Origin of the sequence: Rhodoferax potami, from assembly GCF_032193765.1 — a bacterium.
In the GTDB taxonomy this organism is placed as follows: Bacteria; Pseudomonadota; Gammaproteobacteria; order Burkholderiales; family Burkholderiaceae_C; genus Allorhodoferax; species Allorhodoferax potami.
This window is the reverse complement of record NZ_JAVBIJ010000001.1, coordinates 224,931-241,053: the sequence shown is the minus strand read 5'-3', so window position 1 is coordinate 241,053 and position 16,123 is coordinate 224,931. Positions and strand designations below refer to the sequence as shown.

The window sequence follows — 16,123 nt, the reverse complement described above, 5'->3', positions numbered from 1 at the left end:
CACCCCATCCAGCCCTAGCGCTTCTGGCAAATCATGCAGAAATAGGTAGACCGCTGCCCTTGCCGGATCGCTCGCACCGGTGTCGCACACACACGACAAGGCGCGCCTTCACGGCCGTAGACATTGGCCTCTAATTGAAAGTAGCCACTCTCGCCATTGGCGTTGGAAAAGTCGCGCAGCGTGCTGCCGCCCTTCTCTACCGCGCGGCTCAGCACATCCTTCACCGCCGCATGCAGCTTGGCCACGCGCGGCTTGCTGATGCTGTTGGCCGGGCTGGTGGGGCGTATACCCGCCAAGAACAAGGCCTCGGACGCATAAATATTGCCCACCCCCACCACCACCTCGCCGGCCAAGAGCACTTGTTTGATGGGGGCTTTGCGCTGCCGCAGCCCGGCCAGAAAAACGGCCACCTCAAAACCGTCACCCAAAGGCTCTACGCCCAAGTGGCCCAGCAGTTTTTGCGCAACCGGGTCTGCCTCACCCGCCGCAAACACCACAGCGCCGAAGCGGCGGGGGTCGTGCAGGCGCAGGGTGCCGAGATCGGTGACCATGTCAAAGTGGTCGTGCACACCCGCGGGCGGCAAATGCCGGTCAAAGACCACCGAACCCGACATGCCCAAGTGCACCAGCAGCAAGCCTTCGCTGAGGTCGATCAACAGATACTTGCCCCGGCGCCGGACGCCACGCACCCGCATGCCCGCCAACGATGCTGGCTCGCATTGCAATGGCCAGCGCAAAGGTTTGCCCATGTGCACTGCCTGAATCGTGGCGCCGGTGATGCGGTCGGCAAAACTCCGGCGGGTGACTTCAACTTCGGGCAATTCAGGCATGGGCGCTCTCAGATACGGGGGTTGGATTATTATGGTCTGATGCACCGCACCCAACGCCTCATCGCTATCGCTTCCGTCGTGGCCGGACTCATTCCATTCGGGTCCGCGCAGGCTGTGGCGCCGGCGCCCATCACAAACTCGGACCTCAACGCCGGGCTGATGTACCAGATCCTGGTGGCAGAAATGAGCGCCTTCAATGGCGATGAGACCAATGCGTTCTCCTTGACCCTGGATGCAGCCCGGCGCGCCAATTCACCGCGGCTGTACGAGCGGGCGGTAGAGCTGGCCCTACGCGCCCGAAGCGCGGACTTTGCGCTGGAGGCCGCCCGTGCCTGGCAGCGGGGGTTCCCAAGCTCGAAAGATGCCAATCGCTACATCTTGCAAATATTGATAGGCACGAACCGCCTGTCTGAACTGACCGAACCACTCAAACGCGAACTCCAAGGCCTCTCGGGAAAGGACCGGGTAGGCACTATTAATGTGTTGCCACGCTATTTCCAGCGGGTAACCGATAAAACACTGGCCGCAGCGGTGCTCGAACAGGCGCTGGCAGCAGACCTGCCCACCACGCTCTACGGACCCGCGGCGTGGAGCGCTGTCGGCGTGATGCGAATCGGCGCTGGCAACCTGCCCGGCGCGCTGGATGCAGCCCAACGTGGCGCCGCGCTGGATGCCAACGCGGAAGAGCCGGCAGTACTCGCCCTGAATTTGATGGATGCCAAAGCGCCCGCCGCCGAGGCGATCGTGCGCAAGTACTTGGCTGGCAATGCGCTACCCGAAATCCGCATGGGCTACGGGCGGGCCTTGATAGGTGCGCAGCGGTTTGCCGAAGCACTCACCCAAATGCAGCTGATCAACACGCAAAAGCCGGATTTTGCGGATGCTTGGTTGGTACGTGGGTCTCTGGAAATCCAGGACAAAGGCCCGGCCGCGGCAGAGAAATCACTCAAGCAATACCTGAGCCTGCTCCCCGCCGAACAAGACCCCAATGACGAGACCGAAACCGGACGGGGCGCGGTACAAGCCTATTTATTGCTCGCCCAGATTGCAGAACTGAACGGCAAGCCCGACGAAGCCAACGCACTCCTGCAACGGATCAAAAGCCCCCAAGACGCCTTGCGGGTGACTGTGCGCCGCGCCACGCTGCTGGCCCGCCAGGGCAAGCTGGATGAAGCCCGTGCCGCGATCCGCAACGCCCCTGAGCGACAAGCCGATGACGCCCGCACCAAGCTGGCCACCGAAATCCAGCTGCTCCGCGACTACAAGCAAATGAGCGAGGCCTACACCTTGCTCACAACCGCGGTGCAGACCTACCCGGATGACAACACCTTTGCCTACGACTTGGCCATGGTGGCAGAAAAACTCGGTCGACCTGAGGAGATGGAAACCCTGCTGCGCAAGCTGATTGCCAAAGCGCCGGACTACCACCACGCGTACAACGCATTGGGCTATTCCTTGGCGGACCGTGGCATACGCCTGCCAGAGGCGCGGCAACTGATCCAAAAGGCGTTGGAGTTTGCACCCGCAGACCCCTTTATCGTCGACAGCCTCGCGTGGGTGGAGTTCCGCAGCGGCAATCTCCCCGAAGCACAGCGCCTATTGCAGCAAGCCTATGCCAGCCGGCAGGACGCAGAAATAGCAGCCCATTTGGGCGAAGTGCTGTGGGTCTCAGGGCAGCGCGAAGCGGCTACCAAAATTTGGCAGCAGGGCTTGGAACTGCAAAAAGACAACGAAACCCTGCGCGAGACCATCCAGCGGCTGAACCCGTCCTTATGAGCTGGGGAATCCGGACCCGAGCGCGCCTCACGCTCTGGATTGCTATTTTTTTGATAGCAGGTTGCGCACATAAACCGGGCGCGAACAGCACTTTTCCTGCTGAATCGCAGTGGAGCGGCAGACTGGCCCTCAAAGTGCAGAGCACGCCACCCCAAGCCTTCAGCGCCGACTTTGAATTGGGTGGTTCAGCCGAAGCAGGCCAGCTGGCCTTTTACACCCCCCTCGGCACTACTGCGACAAAGCTGCAATGGGCGCCCGGCACCGCAACCCTCGCGGCAGAAGGACAAATCCGCCAGTTTGACTCTGTCGAGGCACTGGTGCAGCAGGCTACCGGCGCCGAGCTCCCGGTGCAAGCGCTGTTTGATTGGCTCCGGGGTACGGCTACGCCCGTGCCAGGCTGGTCCGTGGACCTGAGTACCCTAGAGCAAGGTCGATTAACGGCCCAGCGCGATGACCCATCGCTGCCGCGTGTTGAGTTGCGAATCATTCTGCAGCCCTGAACGACGCACCCTGCAGCGCAGATAATCGCCGCCATGCAGTCGCTCTACGACATCCCCGCCCCCGCCAAGCTCAACTTGTTCCTTCATATCGTGGGTCGCCGCGAGGATGGATATCACCTGTTGCAGTCCCCCTTTATGCTGATTGATTGGAGTGACACCCTCCACTTCGACCTGCGCAGTGATGGCGGTATCAGCCGCGAGGATCTGAGCTGGGCCTTGCCGGAAGACGATCTCGTACTCCGCGCAGCCCGCGCCTTGCAGCAAGCCACCGGCTGCGCCTTGGGTGCCCACATCGGCATCCACAAATCCATCCCGGCGCAAGCAGGCATGGGCGGAGGGTCTTCGGATGCAGCGTCTACGTTGCTGGTCTTGAATCGCCTGTGGAACTTGAATCTGCCGCTGCCTGCGCTGCTAGCGATCGGCCTGAAACTGGGTGCAGATGTGCCCTTTTTCCTCGGCGGAAAGAACGCGTGGGTAGAAGGCATCGGAGAAAAACTGACCCCCATCGACATCCCGGTTTCGCCTTGGTTGGTCGTGAAACCCGGGGCCGGTTTAGAAACAAAACGAATTTTTTCCGATCCAAGCTTGAAACGTGATTCAGAGTGCGCTACAATCTATGGCTTCGCTGCACACACTTTCGAAAATGTCTTAAAGACAACAAGAAATGATTTGCAGGCCATAGCCCAGACGCTGTGCCCGGAAATGAACCAAGCCCTTCAGTGGCTGAATTCAAAAGGTCTCAGTGGTCGAATGACTGGTTCAGGAAGCGCAGTTTTTGCGCACTGCACTCAGGACATCGAAATGGGTAATGCGCCTACTGATTGTCAAGTCAGGTTGTGCAGTAGTTTGGATGTTCACCCCCTTCAGGGATGGGCACCCAGCGATGGTTTATCGGTGGGTAGCGTTTAGCTACCAACCCGTGTAGGGGAGTCGCCAAGTTGGTTAAGGCACTGGATTTTGATTCCAGCATGCGAAGGTTCGAATCCTTCTTCCCCTGCCAAATTGCTGTTCGGGCCGGTCCCGATTCAGCATGCGATCTGTGAAAAAATAAACCCACTCTCTTCGCTGGACCTCCCCACATGCAGGCATTCACACCCCCTGATTTCATGGTTTTTACCGGCAATGCCAATCCTGGCATGGCGGAAGACATTTCCAAGCACCTCGGCATTTCCCTCGGTGCAGCCACCGTCGGTCGCTTCTCGGATGGCGAGGTCACGGTAGAGATCAACCAAAACGTTCGCGCCCGCGACGTGTTTGTGGTCCAGAGCACTTGCGCTCCCACTAACGAAAATCTGATGGAACTGCTGATCATGGTCGATGCACTCAAGCGTGCGTCTGCTGAGCGCATCAGCGCCGTGATTCCCTACTTCGGTTATGCACGTCAAGACCGTCGTCCCCGCTCTGCCCGTGTGCCTATCACTGCCAAAGTGGTCGCCAACATGTTGCAAGCCGTGGGCGTAGACCGCGTGCTGACCATGGATTTGCACGCTGACCAGATCCAGGGTTTCTTTGATATTCCGGTGGACAACATTTACGCGTCCCCCGTGCTGCTGGGCGATTTGCGCCAGAAGAACTACAGCGATCTGATCGTGGTGTCGCCCGACGTAGGTGGCGTGGTGCGTGCCCGCGCTCTGGCCAAGCAGTTGAACTGCGACATGGCCATCATCGACAAGCGTCGCCCCAAGGCCAACGTGTCTGAAGTCATGCACGTGATCGGCGAGATTGAAGGCCGCAACTGCGTGATCATGGACGACATGATCGACACCGCCGGCACTTTGGTGAAGGCCGCTGAAGTATTGAAAGCCCGCGGCGCGAAGAAGGTGTATGCCTATTGCACACATCCCATCTTCTCCGGCCCGGCCATCGAGCGTATCGCTGGTGGTGACGCCCTCGACGAAGTCGTGGTGACCAACACCATTCCTTTGAGCGCTGCCGCCGCGCAGTGCACCAAAATTCGCCAACTCTCCGTGGCTCCGCTGATCGCCGACACGATCCAGCGGATCGCCAAGGGAGATTCGGTCATGAGTTTGTTCACCGAGTAACACTACCCGGTGCAAAAAGCAGATATTGCCGGCGCTGTGCCGGCGATGTCTTTTTAAAGTCGGAGTCACACTGGTCGCGGTGGACTCTTTTAGGAGTTGAATATGAAATTTGTCGCTTTTGAGCGCGCTAAGCAGGGCACGGGTGCGAGCCGCCGTCTCCGCGTTACCGGTCGTACACCTGGCATCGTTTACGGTGGCACTGGCGAACCCCTCTTGGTTGAGCTGGATCACAATGCTTTGTGGCACGCCATCAAGAAAGAAGCTTTCCACTCCACTATCCTGGACATGGAATTCAACGGCAAGGAAAGCAAGGTTCTGTTGCGCGACGTGCAAATGCACCCCTACAAGCAATTGATCCTGCACATTGACTTCCAACGCGTGGAAGCCAACACCAAGCTGAGCATGCGCGTTCCTTTGCACTTCAGCGGCCAGGAAAACTCGCCTGCAGTGAAGACCGATTCCTGCTTGATCAACCACGTGATCACCGAGCTGGAAGTGGCTTGCTTGCCTGCCGACCTGCCTGAATTCATCGCTGTGGACCTGAGCGGTCTGGTGAAGGGCAAGTCCTTGCACGTGAACGATCTGGCTATGCCCAAGGGAACTGTTGCTGTGACTCACGGCAAGCCAAACCCCGTGGTTGTGTCCGTGGTCGCTCCTGTGGAAGAAGTGATTGCACCCGTTGCAGCTCCCGCTGCTGATGCCAAGGGCAAAAAAGGTAAGAAGTAATTAACGCTTTGCGTTGAGGACTTAAGAACGGCCCACCTCGGTGGGCCGTTTGCATTGGGGCGCCCTCTGCAGCCCCGATTGTGAGCCATAATTTTTAGCATGATCAAACTATTTGTCGGCCTGGGCAACCCGGGTACGGAGTACGAAGGCACTCGCCATAACGCCGGCTTCTGGTGGGTTGATGCCCTCGCGCGTGAACTCAAGCTGAATCTCTCGATGGACAAGGGCTACCACGGTCTCGTGGCCCGCACCACCCTGCAAGGCCAGACGGTCTGGTTGCTAGAGCCGCAAACGTTCATGAACCTGTCCGGCAAGTCGGTGGGCGCGCTGGCCCGCTTTTTCAAAATAGCGCCCCAAGAAATTCTGGTGGTTCACGACGAGCTGGACGTGGTGCCCGGCGAAGCCAAGCTCAAGTTCGGTGGCAGCCACGCCGGACACAACGGCTTGCGAGACATCCATGCCCAGCTAGGCACCGGTGATTACTGGCGCTTGCGCCTGGGCGTAGGACATCCCGGCGTGAAATCAGAAGTCGTGCACTGGGTCCTCAAAAAACCATCGCTCGACCATCGTATTGCCATCGACCAAAGCATTGACCGTTCGCTCAAAGCACTGCCGCACTTGTTGGCTGGGGACATGGACAAAGCCACGATGCTTATCCACACCAGCAAGCCCCCTCGCCCTAAGCCGCCACGCCCCGCTACCCCACCGGTACCAGCTGCAGATGCGGCGGGCGCACTATCCGCAGTGCCAAACATATCCACGGTGCAAAACACCCCCTGAGCCCCCTGCCCCACCGGAGACCTGTATGAGTCACGCCATCGCCTTTGCTATCGTTTTTGCAGCATTAACCGCAACAGGAACGGCGACTCAAGCCCAAAAAGTCTACAAGTGTGGCAACACCTACAGCCAGACTCCCTGTGGCGATGGCAAAACGCTGGACACATCGGCGCCGGATGCGAGCACAGACGTTGCACGCAAACAAACGGTAGACAAAGAAAACAAGCGCCAATTGGCGGCAGCCAAAGCGCTGGAAAAAGAGCGCCTCGCCACTGAAGCGGAGGTCAGAAAGCGCCACGCACTGGAGGCCAAAGCCTTGGAGCAAGAGAAAGCCCTTACCGCAAAAGGCTCAGGCAAAGACAGCGCAAAGAAGAAAGAGGGACCGCAGTTCTTTACTGCCAAGCAGGTCCCACCTGCAAAGCCTTAACAGCCCGGGGTGACCGCTAGCCTGCTAGCCCTCAGGCAGGCTTGATCGCCGCAGCCTGCAAGCGCAGGTACTTTTGCATCAAAGTTTCTTTGCTTTCGGTGAAATCGGGGTTCACCGGAATGCAAGACACGGGGCACACCTGTACGCACTGGGGCTCGTCGAAATGCCCAACGCACTCGGTGCATTTATGCGGATCGATTTCGTAAATCTGCTCACCCAGGTAGATGGCCTCATTCGGGCATTCGGGCTCGCATACATCGCAGTTGATGCATTCGTCGGTAATTAACAGTGCCACAGCAGTTCGCGCTCCATGGCAGGATTATCGCCTCAGGGGCTCAAGCCCTCGTCGTCAGCGGGGAGTTTGACGATCACCACCGGCACGGTGCTGGTCCGCAGCACTTCGTTGGCGACTGATCCGACCAAACCGGACCCGAGTGCCCCGGCACTCTCAGCGCCCATCACCACCAGATCGACGCCATGCCGTTCACCGACCTCGATAGCCATGTGCGCTGGGTCGCCGGTCGCAACTTCGCAGACACACTCCACTCCGGCAGCGCTCAGCAGAGCGCGCGCTGGCTCGATGCAGTGCATGCCGGCATCGGTGCTGACCTGACTCAATACATCGGCGTCGTGTGCCACTACCAGCTCATAAAGATTGGCAGGCTCCTGGACATTGACCAACACCACCTCGACCGGCAGGCCTTGGTCCCTGGCGGCTAGCACCCAGTGAACGGCCTCCATCGACAACTCCGAACCGTCAACCGGCAACAGGACTTTCATGGCAGGCTCCTTGAAGGGTCAGGGTGTCAAGCGGTCCATCAAGCGGGCATGAACCACCGGGGCCACGAAGGCGGCAACGTCGCCCTTGAGCGTGGCAATCTCCCGGACCAGCGTACTCGAGATGAATTGAAAACGCGAGTCCGGCGTGAGGAAAACCGTTTCTACATCAGGGGCTAAAGACTTATTCATGCCGGCGAGTTGCGCCTCGTAATCGAAGTCGGTCACCGAACGCACGCCACGCACCATGGCGCGGGCACCATGGGCGACTGCGAAGTCGCGCACCAAGCCACTGAAGCTCTCTACCTGCACGTTGTCGAGCGGCTGGAACACTTCGCGCGCCATCGCCAAACGCTCGTCGAGACTGAAAAGCGTCTTCTTGTGGTGGGCAACCGCCACTGCCACGATGACCGTCCCGAAGAGACGGGATGAGCGACGGATCAGGTCCTGGTGGCCCAAAGTAATAGGGTCAAAGGTTCCGGGAAAAACAGCAATCGTGGCTTGGGGCATGGCAGGGCCTTCTCAAAGGGGCTTAGGGAGCGACCAGCGCTTGCAACAGGTGAGCATGGACCGCGCCCGCCTTCAGATGCCGGTAGACGCGCAGTCCATATGCGCTCAAGGCCTCATCGGTGTAGGCGGCGGGGGACTCCAGATACACCCAGCCACCAGCTGCCAACGCATGGGCACAGGCACCCAGCGCGGGCTCAAACAAGGGTGCATCAAACGGCGGATCGATAAAAATCACATCCAAGCTTGCGGGTGCCGCCTGCCGGATCGCCGCAATGCCGTCACCGCGTTGCACCAGCACCATGCCGGCATTGAGCTGGGATTGGGTCTTTTTGAGCTGGTCGATCAGGGCGGTGTCTTGCTCGATCAGTGTCACTTGCTTGGCGCCGCGCGAGGCGGCCTCAAAACCCAAGGCGCCGGTGCCGGCAAAGGCATCCAGACAGCGCAAGCCGGTCATGTCCTGGCCCAGCCAGTTGAACACGGTTTCACGGACCCGGTCCGGCGTGGGGCGCAGGCCCGGCTTGTCGGCGACCTTGAGTTTGGTGCGTTTCCAGAGTCCGCCAATGATGCGGATTTCGTGGCTCTGAGCCGCCCGGGGGCGTGGGGGGCGCTTGGCGGCGCCTGTAACACCGCGGGGAGATGTGGTTTTAGAGGAAGCTTTGGCGTTCATGGAGTGAGCTTACCGCACCGGATCCGGCGCCCCCAGCAACACGGTAGCCATCCGGTCGGGCTGCAGCACACGGGCCATGGCTGCGCGCACGTCTGCCGCCGTCAGCTTGTCGATCTGCTGGGTCCAGGTGTCCAGGTAATCGAGCGGCAGGCGGTTCCAGGCGATGTTGGCCACGTTGTCCAGCAACTTCTTGTTGCTGTCGATCCGCAGCGCAAAGCCGCCCATCAAGTTGTCTTTGGCGGCTTGCAGCTCCTTGTAAGACGGGCCTTGCGCAACAAACCGGCTCAGCACCTCCCGCACCAAGGACAGGGCCTGCTCTGCCTGGTCGGGCCGCGTCTGAAGGCCGACGGTAAAGGCACCTGCGTGCAGACCTGGTGCAAAGAAGCTGTACACGCTGTAGGTCAAGCCTCTTTTTTCGCGCACCTCTTCGGTCAATCGTGCGGTGAAACCGCCGCCCCCCAGAACGTGGTTGCCCACCGTCAGCGCAAAGAAATCAGGATCGTTGCGCTTGAAGCCGGGTTGCCCCACCAGCACATGGGCCTGGGCAGAGGCAAACGCAATCCGCTGGTCGCTGGCGGCCGCCAAGGGCTGCACCTCCGGCACCGGCGGTGGTTTCACACAGCCGGCTTGGGGCAAGCGGGCCAGCAACTTGGTCACCAGTGCGTCGGCCTGTGTCCGGTTCAGCGCACCCACGATGCTGACCTGGACCGCACACGCCCGCAGAACACGGGCATGTAAGTCGCGCATGTGCTGCACATGGGTGCGGAGCAAGCTGGCCTCGGTCGGTTCATAACCATAGGGGTGGTTGCCATACACCGCGCGGTTAAAAGCGCGGGCTACCAATGTGGCGGGCCGGGTGTTGGCCTCCTTGAGGCTGGCAATCAGCTTGGGCCGGTCACGCAACCACGGCGCCTCCGGAAACGCCGGCTCGCCAATCTGACGCGCAGCCAGCGCAACCGCTTGATCCAGGATATCGGGATAGGTCAGAGACCTCAGCGCGAAGCTCATGCGGTCGGCGCTCGCGCTGCCACCGAAAGAAGCCCCCAAATCCGCCCACGCCTCGCTGAGTTGGTTTTCATCCAGCGCCGGGCCGGCATGGCTGGCGCGCACACCGTTAGAGGTGCTACTTGCCATCAGATTCGCCAGACCGGGCTGGTCGGCCGGGTCGCGCCGGCTGCCGGCATCCAGATCAATTTGCACATCCACCATCGGGATGGCCGGGCTCTCGACCAGAAACACCCGGGCACCTTGGGGCTGCGTCCAGTGCTGGATCGGAATGCCCGCCCATGCCAAATTTATACAAAAAATGCCTATAGCGCCCGTAATCATCGCGCGAGAAGCTATCAATTTAGGAGTATTCATGGTGTCGTGTAGTGCTCAGTGCCGCATGCCGGCCGCCGGCGACCGGGGCTTGCGCGCCATCTCCAAAGGCTGGGGAATCAGGGTGGCAACCGTCAGCGCATCGTCCCCGAAGTAACGTGCAGCAGCAGATTGCACCTGCACCGCACTCACCCCGCGGAGCCGCTCCAGCAGCACCGTGTCGCTGCCCAAGGCAAATCCGTTGATCCAACTCACCCCCAACAAGCGGGCCTGGTTAAACACACTGTCTTGCTTGTAGACCTCACCGGCAACCCAACGGTTTTTCACACGCAGCAGCTCGGCCTCGGTGACCCCCTCCTTGGCCACCAAGGCGATCTGGGCGCGCAAGGCGGCCTCCACCTCTGCCGCGGTCTTGCCCGCCGCAGGTACCCCGTAGAGCGTGAAGAGCTGTGGCCCCCGGGCGGTCAGCCCGTAATAGGCGCCGGCGCTATCGGCCACCGAAGGCTCGGTCAATGTCAAGGCCCGCGGGAGCCGCGCACCGTCGTAGCCCGACAACACGGCAGAGAGCACCGTCAAGGCCAAAGCGTCTTCGCTAGGCGCATCCATGGGCACGTTCGCTAGGGCAGGGAGCCCCTCCGGCCGCAAACCAGGCACCTTGAAGGACAGCGCCACATAGGCCTGCTCTGCCGGGGCCTTGAGGGCCAAGCGCCGCAAGCCGGCCTGCTCCGGCTCGGTGCGGGGTTTGCGCAGGGGCACCGCACGCGCAGGCAGGCTGCCGTAATACTTTTCGGCCAAAGCCCGCACGGCATTCACCTCCACATCCCCGGCCACCACCACGGCGGCGTTGGTGGGGGTGTACCAGCGGCGGTAAAAGTCGCGCGCGTCCTCCGGCTGCAAGCTCTCCAGATCGCTCATCCAGCCCACAATCGGGCGGCGATAGGGGTCTGCTTGGTAGGTCACACCGTCCATCGCTTCGTGCAGGCGCGCATGGGGTTTGTCTTCGGTGCGCAGGCGGCGCTCTTCTTTGACCACCTCCAGCTCCTTGCGGAAATCTTCATCGGTCCAGGTGCTGTTGGCAAAGCGGTCGGCCTCGAGGCGCATCACATCCTCCAGCCGCTGGGAGGGGATCTGCTGGAAGTACCCGGTGTAGTCTTTGCTGGTAAACGCGTTTTCACGCCCGCCCAAGGCCGCTACTTGGCGGGAAAAATCGCCTGCTTTGACCGTGGGTGTGCCTTTGAACATCATGTGCTCCAAGACATGGGCCACCCCACTGCTGCCATCGACCTCGTCCATCGAACCCACCCGCACCCACAGCATGTGGACCGCAGTGGGCGCGCGCCGGTCGGGCTTGACGATCAGGGTCATGCCGTTTTTCAAAGTGAACTGCTGCGCCAGCGGTGCGGCCACAGAAACCGGGGGGTTCGATTGGCCCAATGCCAACGGGCTCGCACTGATCAGCACCAGTGCACAAGCCCCTGCCGACCACGAAATGCAGGCGCGCCGCAGTGCGCCCGTCAGGTGAAATGGGTGTTTCATAGAATGCTGTGATTCTAGAAACGCACTCATGTTCAGTTTTTTCAAAAAGAAATTCTTTTCCTCGACGACTCCGGCCCCTGAAGCGGTAGCGCCCGACGCGCCTCTGGCCGCCGAATCCCCATCGCCAGCCGCCCCGGCACTGCCCACGGCTTCTGCCCCGGCCACGCCAGCTGCATCGCCCGCCGCGCTGCCTGACACAGCCCCAGCTGTACCTGTACCCGCAGCGGTGAACACTGCACCAGCCAGCCCTGCGGCGCCCGCCGTTGTTGCAGCGGCACCCGTGCAGGCCGTGCAAACAGCACCCGCTTCGCCGCCGCCTGCCTGGGGCACTGGCTCGCTGATTGGCAGCGCCTTGGTGGCGCCGATTGAGATCCCCGAGCCACCGGCTACACCGCCTGAGCGCCAGAAGTGGCTCGACAAGCTCAAAGCCGGTCTGGGCAAAACCGCGAGCAGCATCTCCGGTGTTTTCGTCGGCACCCAGATTGATGAGGCGCTTTACGAAGACCTCGAAGGCGCCCTGCTGATGGCCGATGCGGGCGTATCCGCCACCGAGCACCTGACGGCGGCCCTGCGCCGCAAAGTCAAAGCGACCGGCGTGACCCACCCGACGGCGCTGAAAAATATTTTGATTGCCGAGCTCACCGAGCTGCTGCAACCCCTGCAAAAGTCCCTGGTGATCGGCGAGCACACGCCCACCGTGGTGATGGTGGCAGGCGTCAACGGTGCGGGCAAAACCACCAGCATCGGCAAGTTAACCAAGCATTTGGCCGACAGCAACGCGAGCGTCTTACTGGCAGCTGCAGACACCTTCCGCGCAGCAGCGCGAGAGCAGCTCACCGTCTGGGCTGACCGCAACACGGTCGAGATCGTCAGCCAAGAAGGTGGCGACCCCGCTGCGGTGAGCTACGACGCGGTCACCGCCGGCAAAGCGCGCGGCAAAGATGTGGTGCTGGTCGACACCGCGGGCCGATTGCCCACCCAACTGCACCTGATGGAAGAGTTGAAGAAGATCAAACGCGTGATCGCCAAAGCCGACGGCACTGCCCCGCACGAAGTGCTGCTGGTGATCGATGGCAACACTGGCCAGAACGCAGTGCAGCAGGTCAAAGCGTTCGACGACGCGCTCGGCCTCACCGGCCTGATCGTTACCAAGCTGGACGGCACCGCCAAGGGCGGCGTGCTGGCGGCCATCGCCCGCGAGCGGCCGATTCCGGTGTACTTCATCGGGGTGGGCGAGAAGCTTGATGAGCTGGAAACCTTCAACGCTCGGGAATTTGCACAAGCCTTGCTGGCTTAACCCCTGATACCCGCAGTGTAAGAAAACGGGGTTATTTTCCGACTCATGTTTTTTTAGGACGCTCCGCACCATGACTCTTCGCATCGCACGTCGCCAACTGATCGCCGGCACTGCTGCCGCACTCGCGCCTCCCGCCTTCGCCCAATCCACCCCCGCCTGGTCTGCCATTGAAGCCAAAGCCAAAGGGCAAACGGTGTACTTCAATGCTTGGGGCGGGTCGGAGACCATCAACGCTTACATCCAGTGGGCCGCGGGCGAGGCGCAAAAGCGCTTTGGCGTGACAGTGCAGCACGTCAAAATTGCCGACGCACCCGACATGATCAAGCGGGTGCGCAACGAAAAAGCCGCTGGCAAAACCAATGGCAGCGTGGACATGGTGTGGATCAACGGTGAAAACTTTTTGACCATGAAGCGCGAGGGCCTGCTCTTCGGGCCCTTTGCAGAAAGCCTGCCCTCGTATGCCAAAGTGGACGTGCAAGGCAAACCCACCACCCGCCTCGACTTTGCCGAGCCTACCGATGGCCTGGAGGCTCCCTGGGGCATGGCACAGCTGACCTTCATGGTCGACAGCAAGCGCACCCCCAAGCCGCCACAAAACCTGGCCGAGCTGCAAGCCTTTGCCAAATCCAACCCCGGCCGCGTGACCTACCCGCGCCCGCCCAACTTCCACGGCACCACCTTCTTGAAGCAAGTGCTGATGGATGTGAACGCCAACCGCGACGCGCTCTACAAACCAGTCACCCCAGACGCGTTTACCAAAGCCACCGCCCCCCTGTGGGCAGCGCTGGACCAGATGCACCCGCACCTGTGGCGCGGCGGCAAGCAGTTCCCCAACAACGCCGAGGCGATCCGCCAGATGCTGGCCGATGGCGAAGTGGCGATTGCAATCACCTTCAACCCCAACGACGCTGCGAACGAAATCGCCGCCAAGCGCCTTCCTGCGAGCATCACCAGCTATCAATTCAGTAGCGGAACAATTGGTAATACGCACTTCGTCGCGATTCCTGTGAACGCGACTGCCAAAGAAGGCGCGCAGGTATTTGCCAACTTCTTGCTCAGCGCAGAGGCGCAAGCCCGCAAGGCTGACATTTCTGTCTGGGGCGACCCGACGGTGCTCGCGCTCGACAAGCTCAGCGCCAGCGAGCGCGCTGCATTCGCGGCCAAGCCTTTGCCCGGCCAAGTAGAAAAGCCGGCACCTGCTATTCCAGAGCCCCACGGTAGCTGGGTGGATGCGCTGGAAAAGGAATGGACCAAGCGCTACGGGGCATGAGAAATAGTTCGCAGATCGGCGAACTATTTCGAGTGTTTGTAAGCAATTGCTAGACAGACCCACGGCTTAAGCGTTTCAATGCGTCTGGGCCAGTTGGCGGCCTTTTATTTGGATCTGTCTGTATGTCTTACCTCACCCGTTCTACCCACGCCGCGCGTCTGTGCACCACAGTTGCCGCCCTCGCCCTCACCGGCGCATTGCTGAGCGCTTGCCAGCAGGCGCCAGTGGTGCCAGCCACCCCCGTGTACAACGGGCCGACCTTGCCGATTACCCAGTCGGAGCGTGGTGTTCAGATTTTTCTGCCGAGCTCGGCCTTGTTTGAGTCGGGCAAGTCCAGCCTGAACGTCACAGAGTCCTCTGCCTATTTGCAGCGTGTTGCAGTGTTGATCAACACCAAGACCGACAAAAATGTGATCCTCGAAGGCCACACCGACAACCTCGGCAACGAAGCCCTGAACCAGGAGCTCTCGGAAGCCCGTGCCCGTAGCGTGCGCGAAGCCTTGATCGCCCAAGGCATTGATGCCAAGCGCCTGAGCACCGCAGGCTACTCGTTCAACCGCCCTGTGGCCTCCAACGCCAACGACGAAGGCCGCAAACTCAACCGCCGTGTCGAGGTGGTGATCCTGGAAGAAAAAGTGGAAAACATCACCCGTGGAGAAGCGCCCAACGCCTTCGAGAACGCCTGGGACCGCCTCAAAGCCATGATGGACAAGGGCTTGATTCAACCCGTGATGGGCAAATGATGGGAGCGCCCGGCATGCTGCGTCGCACTTTCGCCCGTCAACTGGCTACTGGTGTGGCGGCGGCCTCCGCCCTCGCCCTCTCAGGCACGGCCGCCGCGCAGGCCACACCCCGGCGCACCGGCAAGCTCGGGCTTGTTCTGGGTGGTGGGTCCGCGCGCGGGTTTGCGCACATCGGTGTGCTCAAGGCGCTGGAAGAGAGCGGCTACAAGCCCGATGTGGTGGTCGGCACCAGCGCCGGCTCTCTGGTGGGCGCTTTCTATGCGGCGGGTTTCAGCCCCTGGCAAATGGAAGAAGTCGCCCTCAAGGTGCGTGATATCGATGTGGCCGACTTCAACTCGGCCAACAAACGCGGCATGTTCGCGGGCGAGGCGCTGCAAAAGCTGATCAACGAATACGTGCGCAACCAACCGATTGAAAAGCTCAAGCTCACGTTTGGCGCCGTGGCCACCAACCTGAACAACGGTGACGCGGTGCTCTTGCGCTCCGGCGATACCGGCCAGGCGGTGCGAGCGTCGAGTGCGATTCCGGGCGTTTTTGTGCCGGCCGTTGTGGGCGGTGTGGAGCTGGTCGATGGTGGCTTGGTGAGCCCCCTGCCGGTGCGGTTTGCGCGCACTCTGGGCGCCAGCCAGGTCATTGCAGTGGACGTGGGCACCAAACCCCAAAACAACGTGGGCCATGGCCTCTACGAAGTCATCTTGCAGTCGTTTGAAATCATGGGCCGCGCACTGACCAATCTGGAGGCCAAAGAAGCCGACGTGTTGATCCGGCCGGACACTGCCCGCTTCAGCAGCACCGACTTCGGTGCACGCAAAGACCTGATCCAGGCAGGCTATGTGGCCGGGCGAGCAGCCGTGGCAGAGATGAAAAGCAAGATTCCCCCCAACGCCCGGGGCAACTGAACCGGCTGGCGTGCCACCGCGGCCGC

The 16,123-nt window shown here is 61.0% G+C and carries 18 protein-coding genes and 1 tRNA gene; 12 read left to right on the top strand and 7 right to left on the bottom strand.

What is annotated here, in order from left to right; genetic code table 11:
* Nucleotides 1-14: 14 nt before the first annotated feature.
* Nucleotides 15-830, bottom strand: coding sequence for a bifunctional DNA-formamidopyrimidine glycosylase/DNA-(apurinic or apyrimidinic site) lyase (gene mutM, locus RAE21_RS01180; protein ID WP_313879766.1), 816 nt, complete (start codon nucleotides 828-830; stop codon nucleotides 15-17).
* Nucleotides 831-869: 39 nt separating this feature from the next.
* Between mutM and RAE21_RS01175 the strand changes: the two genes are divergently transcribed.
* The 8 genes from RAE21_RS01175 to RAE21_RS01140 all read left to right on the top strand — a co-directional run bounded on the left by RAE21_RS01175 (nucleotide 870) and on the right by RAE21_RS01140 (nucleotide 7,078).
* Nucleotides 870-2,606 (top strand): tetratricopeptide repeat protein, encoded by a 1,737-nt coding sequence (locus tag RAE21_RS01175; RefSeq protein WP_313879765.1) that lies wholly within the window; start codon nucleotides 870-872, stop codon nucleotides 2,604-2,606.
* Complete coding sequence (locus tag RAE21_RS01170; protein ID WP_313879764.1) at nucleotides 2,603-3,106, top strand: outer membrane lipoprotein LolB; 504 nt, start codon at nucleotides 2,603-2,605, stop codon at nucleotides 3,104-3,106. The genes RAE21_RS01175 and RAE21_RS01170 overlap by 4 nt, the downstream gene beginning before the upstream one ends.
* Nucleotides 3,107-3,139: 33 nt before the next feature.
* Complete coding sequence (ispE, locus tag RAE21_RS01165; RefSeq protein ID WP_313879763.1) at nucleotides 3,140-4,015, top strand: 4-(cytidine 5'-diphospho)-2-C-methyl-D-erythritol kinase; 876 nt, start codon at nucleotides 3,140-3,142, stop codon at nucleotides 4,013-4,015.
* Nucleotides 4,016-4,029: 14 nt separating this feature from the next.
* Nucleotides 4,030-4,106, top strand: a tRNA-Gln gene (locus tag RAE21_RS01160).
* A 79-nt stretch (nucleotides 4,107-4,185) separates the two neighbouring features.
* On the top strand, nucleotides 4,186-5,148 hold the full coding sequence (locus RAE21_RS01155) for a ribose-phosphate pyrophosphokinase (protein WP_313873955.1): 963 nt from the start codon (nucleotides 4,186-4,188) through the stop codon (nucleotides 5,146-5,148).
* A 102-nt stretch (nucleotides 5,149-5,250) separates the two neighbouring features.
* Entirely contained in the window at nucleotides 5,251-5,874 is a 624-nt protein-coding gene (locus tag RAE21_RS01150; RefSeq protein WP_313879762.1) for a 50S ribosomal protein L25/general stress protein Ctc, read from the top strand.
* Nucleotides 5,875-5,973: 99 nt separating this feature from the next.
* Nucleotides 5,974-6,654 carry an aminoacyl-tRNA hydrolase gene (gene pth, locus RAE21_RS01145; RefSeq protein ID WP_313879761.1) on the top strand — a complete coding sequence of 227 codons (681 nt, stop codon included), beginning with the start codon at nucleotides 5,974-5,976 and terminating at the stop codon, nucleotides 6,652-6,654.
* A 25-nt stretch (nucleotides 6,655-6,679) separates the two neighbouring features.
* Nucleotides 6,680-7,078, top strand: coding sequence for a hypothetical protein (locus RAE21_RS01140; protein ID WP_313879760.1), 399 nt, complete (start codon nucleotides 6,680-6,682; stop codon nucleotides 7,076-7,078).
* 31 nt (nucleotides 7,079-7,109) lie between these two features.
* Here the strand turns inward: RAE21_RS01140 and RAE21_RS01135 are convergent, their stop codons facing one another.
* The 6 genes from RAE21_RS01135 to RAE21_RS01110 are packed head-to-tail and all read right to left on the bottom strand — an operon-like array spanning nucleotide 7,110 to nucleotide 11,888.
* Nucleotides 7,110-7,373: a YfhL family 4Fe-4S dicluster ferredoxin gene (locus RAE21_RS01135; RefSeq protein ID WP_313879759.1), complete on the bottom strand. Its 264-nt coding sequence runs from the start codon at nucleotides 7,371-7,373 to the stop codon at nucleotides 7,110-7,112.
* Between the two features lie 32 nt (nucleotides 7,374-7,405).
* Nucleotides 7,406-7,858 carry a universal stress protein gene (locus tag RAE21_RS01130; RefSeq protein WP_313879758.1) on the bottom strand — a complete coding sequence of 151 codons (453 nt, stop codon included), beginning with the start codon at nucleotides 7,856-7,858 and terminating at the stop codon, nucleotides 7,406-7,408.
* A gap of 18 nt (nucleotides 7,859-7,876) precedes the next feature.
* Complete coding sequence (gene coaD, locus RAE21_RS01125; protein WP_313879757.1) at nucleotides 7,877-8,365, bottom strand: pantetheine-phosphate adenylyltransferase; 489 nt, start codon at nucleotides 8,363-8,365, stop codon at nucleotides 7,877-7,879.
* Between the two features lie 22 nt (nucleotides 8,366-8,387).
* Entirely contained in the window at nucleotides 8,388-9,032 is a 645-nt protein-coding gene (gene rsmD, locus RAE21_RS01120) for a 16S rRNA (guanine(966)-N(2))-methyltransferase RsmD (RefSeq protein WP_313879756.1), read from the bottom strand.
* Nucleotides 9,033-9,041: 9 nt separating this feature from the next.
* The gene (locus RAE21_RS01115; RefSeq protein WP_428983950.1) at nucleotides 9,042-10,394 is read right to left on the bottom strand and encodes a M16 family metallopeptidase; all 1,353 of its coding nucleotides are present in this window, start codon (nucleotides 10,392-10,394) and stop codon (nucleotides 9,042-9,044) included.
* Nucleotides 10,395-10,409: 15 nt separating this feature from the next.
* The gene (locus RAE21_RS01110; protein ID WP_313879755.1) at nucleotides 10,410-11,888 is read right to left on the bottom strand and encodes a M16 family metallopeptidase; all 1,479 of its coding nucleotides are present in this window, start codon (nucleotides 11,886-11,888) and stop codon (nucleotides 10,410-10,412) included.
* 28 nt (nucleotides 11,889-11,916) lie between these two features.
* Between RAE21_RS01110 and ftsY the strand changes: the two genes are divergently transcribed.
* The 4 genes from ftsY to RAE21_RS01090 all read left to right on the top strand — a co-directional run bounded on the left by ftsY (nucleotide 11,917) and on the right by RAE21_RS01090 (nucleotide 16,097).
* Nucleotides 11,917-13,185, top strand: coding sequence for a signal recognition particle-docking protein FtsY (gene ftsY / locus RAE21_RS01105; protein WP_313879754.1), 1,269 nt, complete (start codon nucleotides 11,917-11,919; stop codon nucleotides 13,183-13,185).
* A 70-nt stretch (nucleotides 13,186-13,255) separates the two neighbouring features.
* Nucleotides 13,256-14,455: an ABC transporter substrate-binding protein gene (locus tag RAE21_RS01100; protein WP_313879753.1), complete on the top strand. Its 1,200-nt coding sequence runs from the start codon at nucleotides 13,256-13,258 to the stop codon at nucleotides 14,453-14,455.
* 122 nt (nucleotides 14,456-14,577) lie between these two features.
* A complete protein-coding gene (locus tag RAE21_RS01095; RefSeq protein WP_313879752.1) occupies nucleotides 14,578-15,198 on the top strand; it encodes an OmpA family protein in 621 nt (206 codons plus the stop codon).
* Between the two features lie 14 nt (nucleotides 15,199-15,212).
* Nucleotides 15,213-16,097, top strand: a complete 885-nt coding sequence (locus RAE21_RS01090) for a patatin-like phospholipase family protein (RefSeq protein WP_313879751.1) — start codon at nucleotides 15,213-15,215, stop codon at nucleotides 16,095-16,097.
* Nucleotides 16,098-16,123 lie beyond the last annotated feature (26 nt).

Excerpts from the sequence above, each read along its gene's own strand:
- mutM (WP_313879766.1), bottom strand. The coding sequence starts at position 830 with ATGCCTGAATTGCCCGAAGTTGAAGTCACCCGCCGGAGTTTTGCCGAC.
- RAE21_RS01175 (WP_313879765.1), top strand. The coding sequence starts at position 870 with ATGCACCGCACCCAACGCCTCATCGCTATCGCTTCCGTCGTGGCCGGA.
- RAE21_RS01170 (WP_313879764.1), top strand. The coding sequence starts at position 2,603 with ATGAGCTGGGGAATCCGGACCCGAGCGCGCCTCACGCTCTGGATTGCT.
- ispE (WP_313879763.1), top strand. The coding sequence starts at position 3,140 with ATGCAGTCGCTCTACGACATCCCCGCCCCCGCCAAGCTCAACTTGTTC.
- RAE21_RS01155 (WP_313873955.1), top strand. The coding sequence starts at position 4,186 with ATGCAGGCATTCACACCCCCTGATTTCATGGTTTTTACCGGCAATGCC.
- RAE21_RS01150 (WP_313879762.1), top strand. The coding sequence starts at position 5,251 with ATGAAATTTGTCGCTTTTGAGCGCGCTAAGCAGGGCACGGGTGCGAGC.
- pth (WP_313879761.1), top strand. The coding sequence starts at position 5,974 with ATGATCAAACTATTTGTCGGCCTGGGCAACCCGGGTACGGAGTACGAA.
- RAE21_RS01140 (WP_313879760.1), top strand. The coding sequence starts at position 6,680 with ATGAGTCACGCCATCGCCTTTGCTATCGTTTTTGCAGCATTAACCGCA.
- RAE21_RS01130 (WP_313879758.1), bottom strand. The coding sequence starts at position 7,858 with ATGAAAGTCCTGTTGCCGGTTGACGGTTCGGAGTTGTCGATGGAGGCC.
- coaD (WP_313879757.1), bottom strand. The coding sequence starts at position 8,365 with ATGCCCCAAGCCACGATTGCTGTTTTTCCCGGAACCTTTGACCCTATT.
- rsmD (WP_313879756.1), bottom strand. The coding sequence starts at position 9,032 with ATGAACGCCAAAGCTTCCTCTAAAACCACATCTCCCCGCGGTGTTACA.
- RAE21_RS01115 (WP_428983950.1), bottom strand. The coding sequence starts at position 10,394 with ATGAATACTCCTAAATTGATAGCTTCTCGCGCGATGATTACGGGCGCT.
- RAE21_RS01110 (WP_313879755.1), bottom strand. The coding sequence starts at position 11,888 with ATGAAACACCCATTTCACCTGACGGGCGCACTGCGGCGCGCCTGCATT.
- ftsY (WP_313879754.1), top strand. The coding sequence starts at position 11,917 with ATGTTCAGTTTTTTCAAAAAGAAATTCTTTTCCTCGACGACTCCGGCC.
- RAE21_RS01100 (WP_313879753.1), top strand. The coding sequence starts at position 13,256 with ATGACTCTTCGCATCGCACGTCGCCAACTGATCGCCGGCACTGCTGCC.
- RAE21_RS01095 (WP_313879752.1), top strand. The coding sequence starts at position 14,578 with ATGTCTTACCTCACCCGTTCTACCCACGCCGCGCGTCTGTGCACCACA.
- RAE21_RS01090 (WP_313879751.1), top strand. The coding sequence starts at position 15,213 with ATGCTGCGTCGCACTTTCGCCCGTCAACTGGCTACTGGTGTGGCGGCG.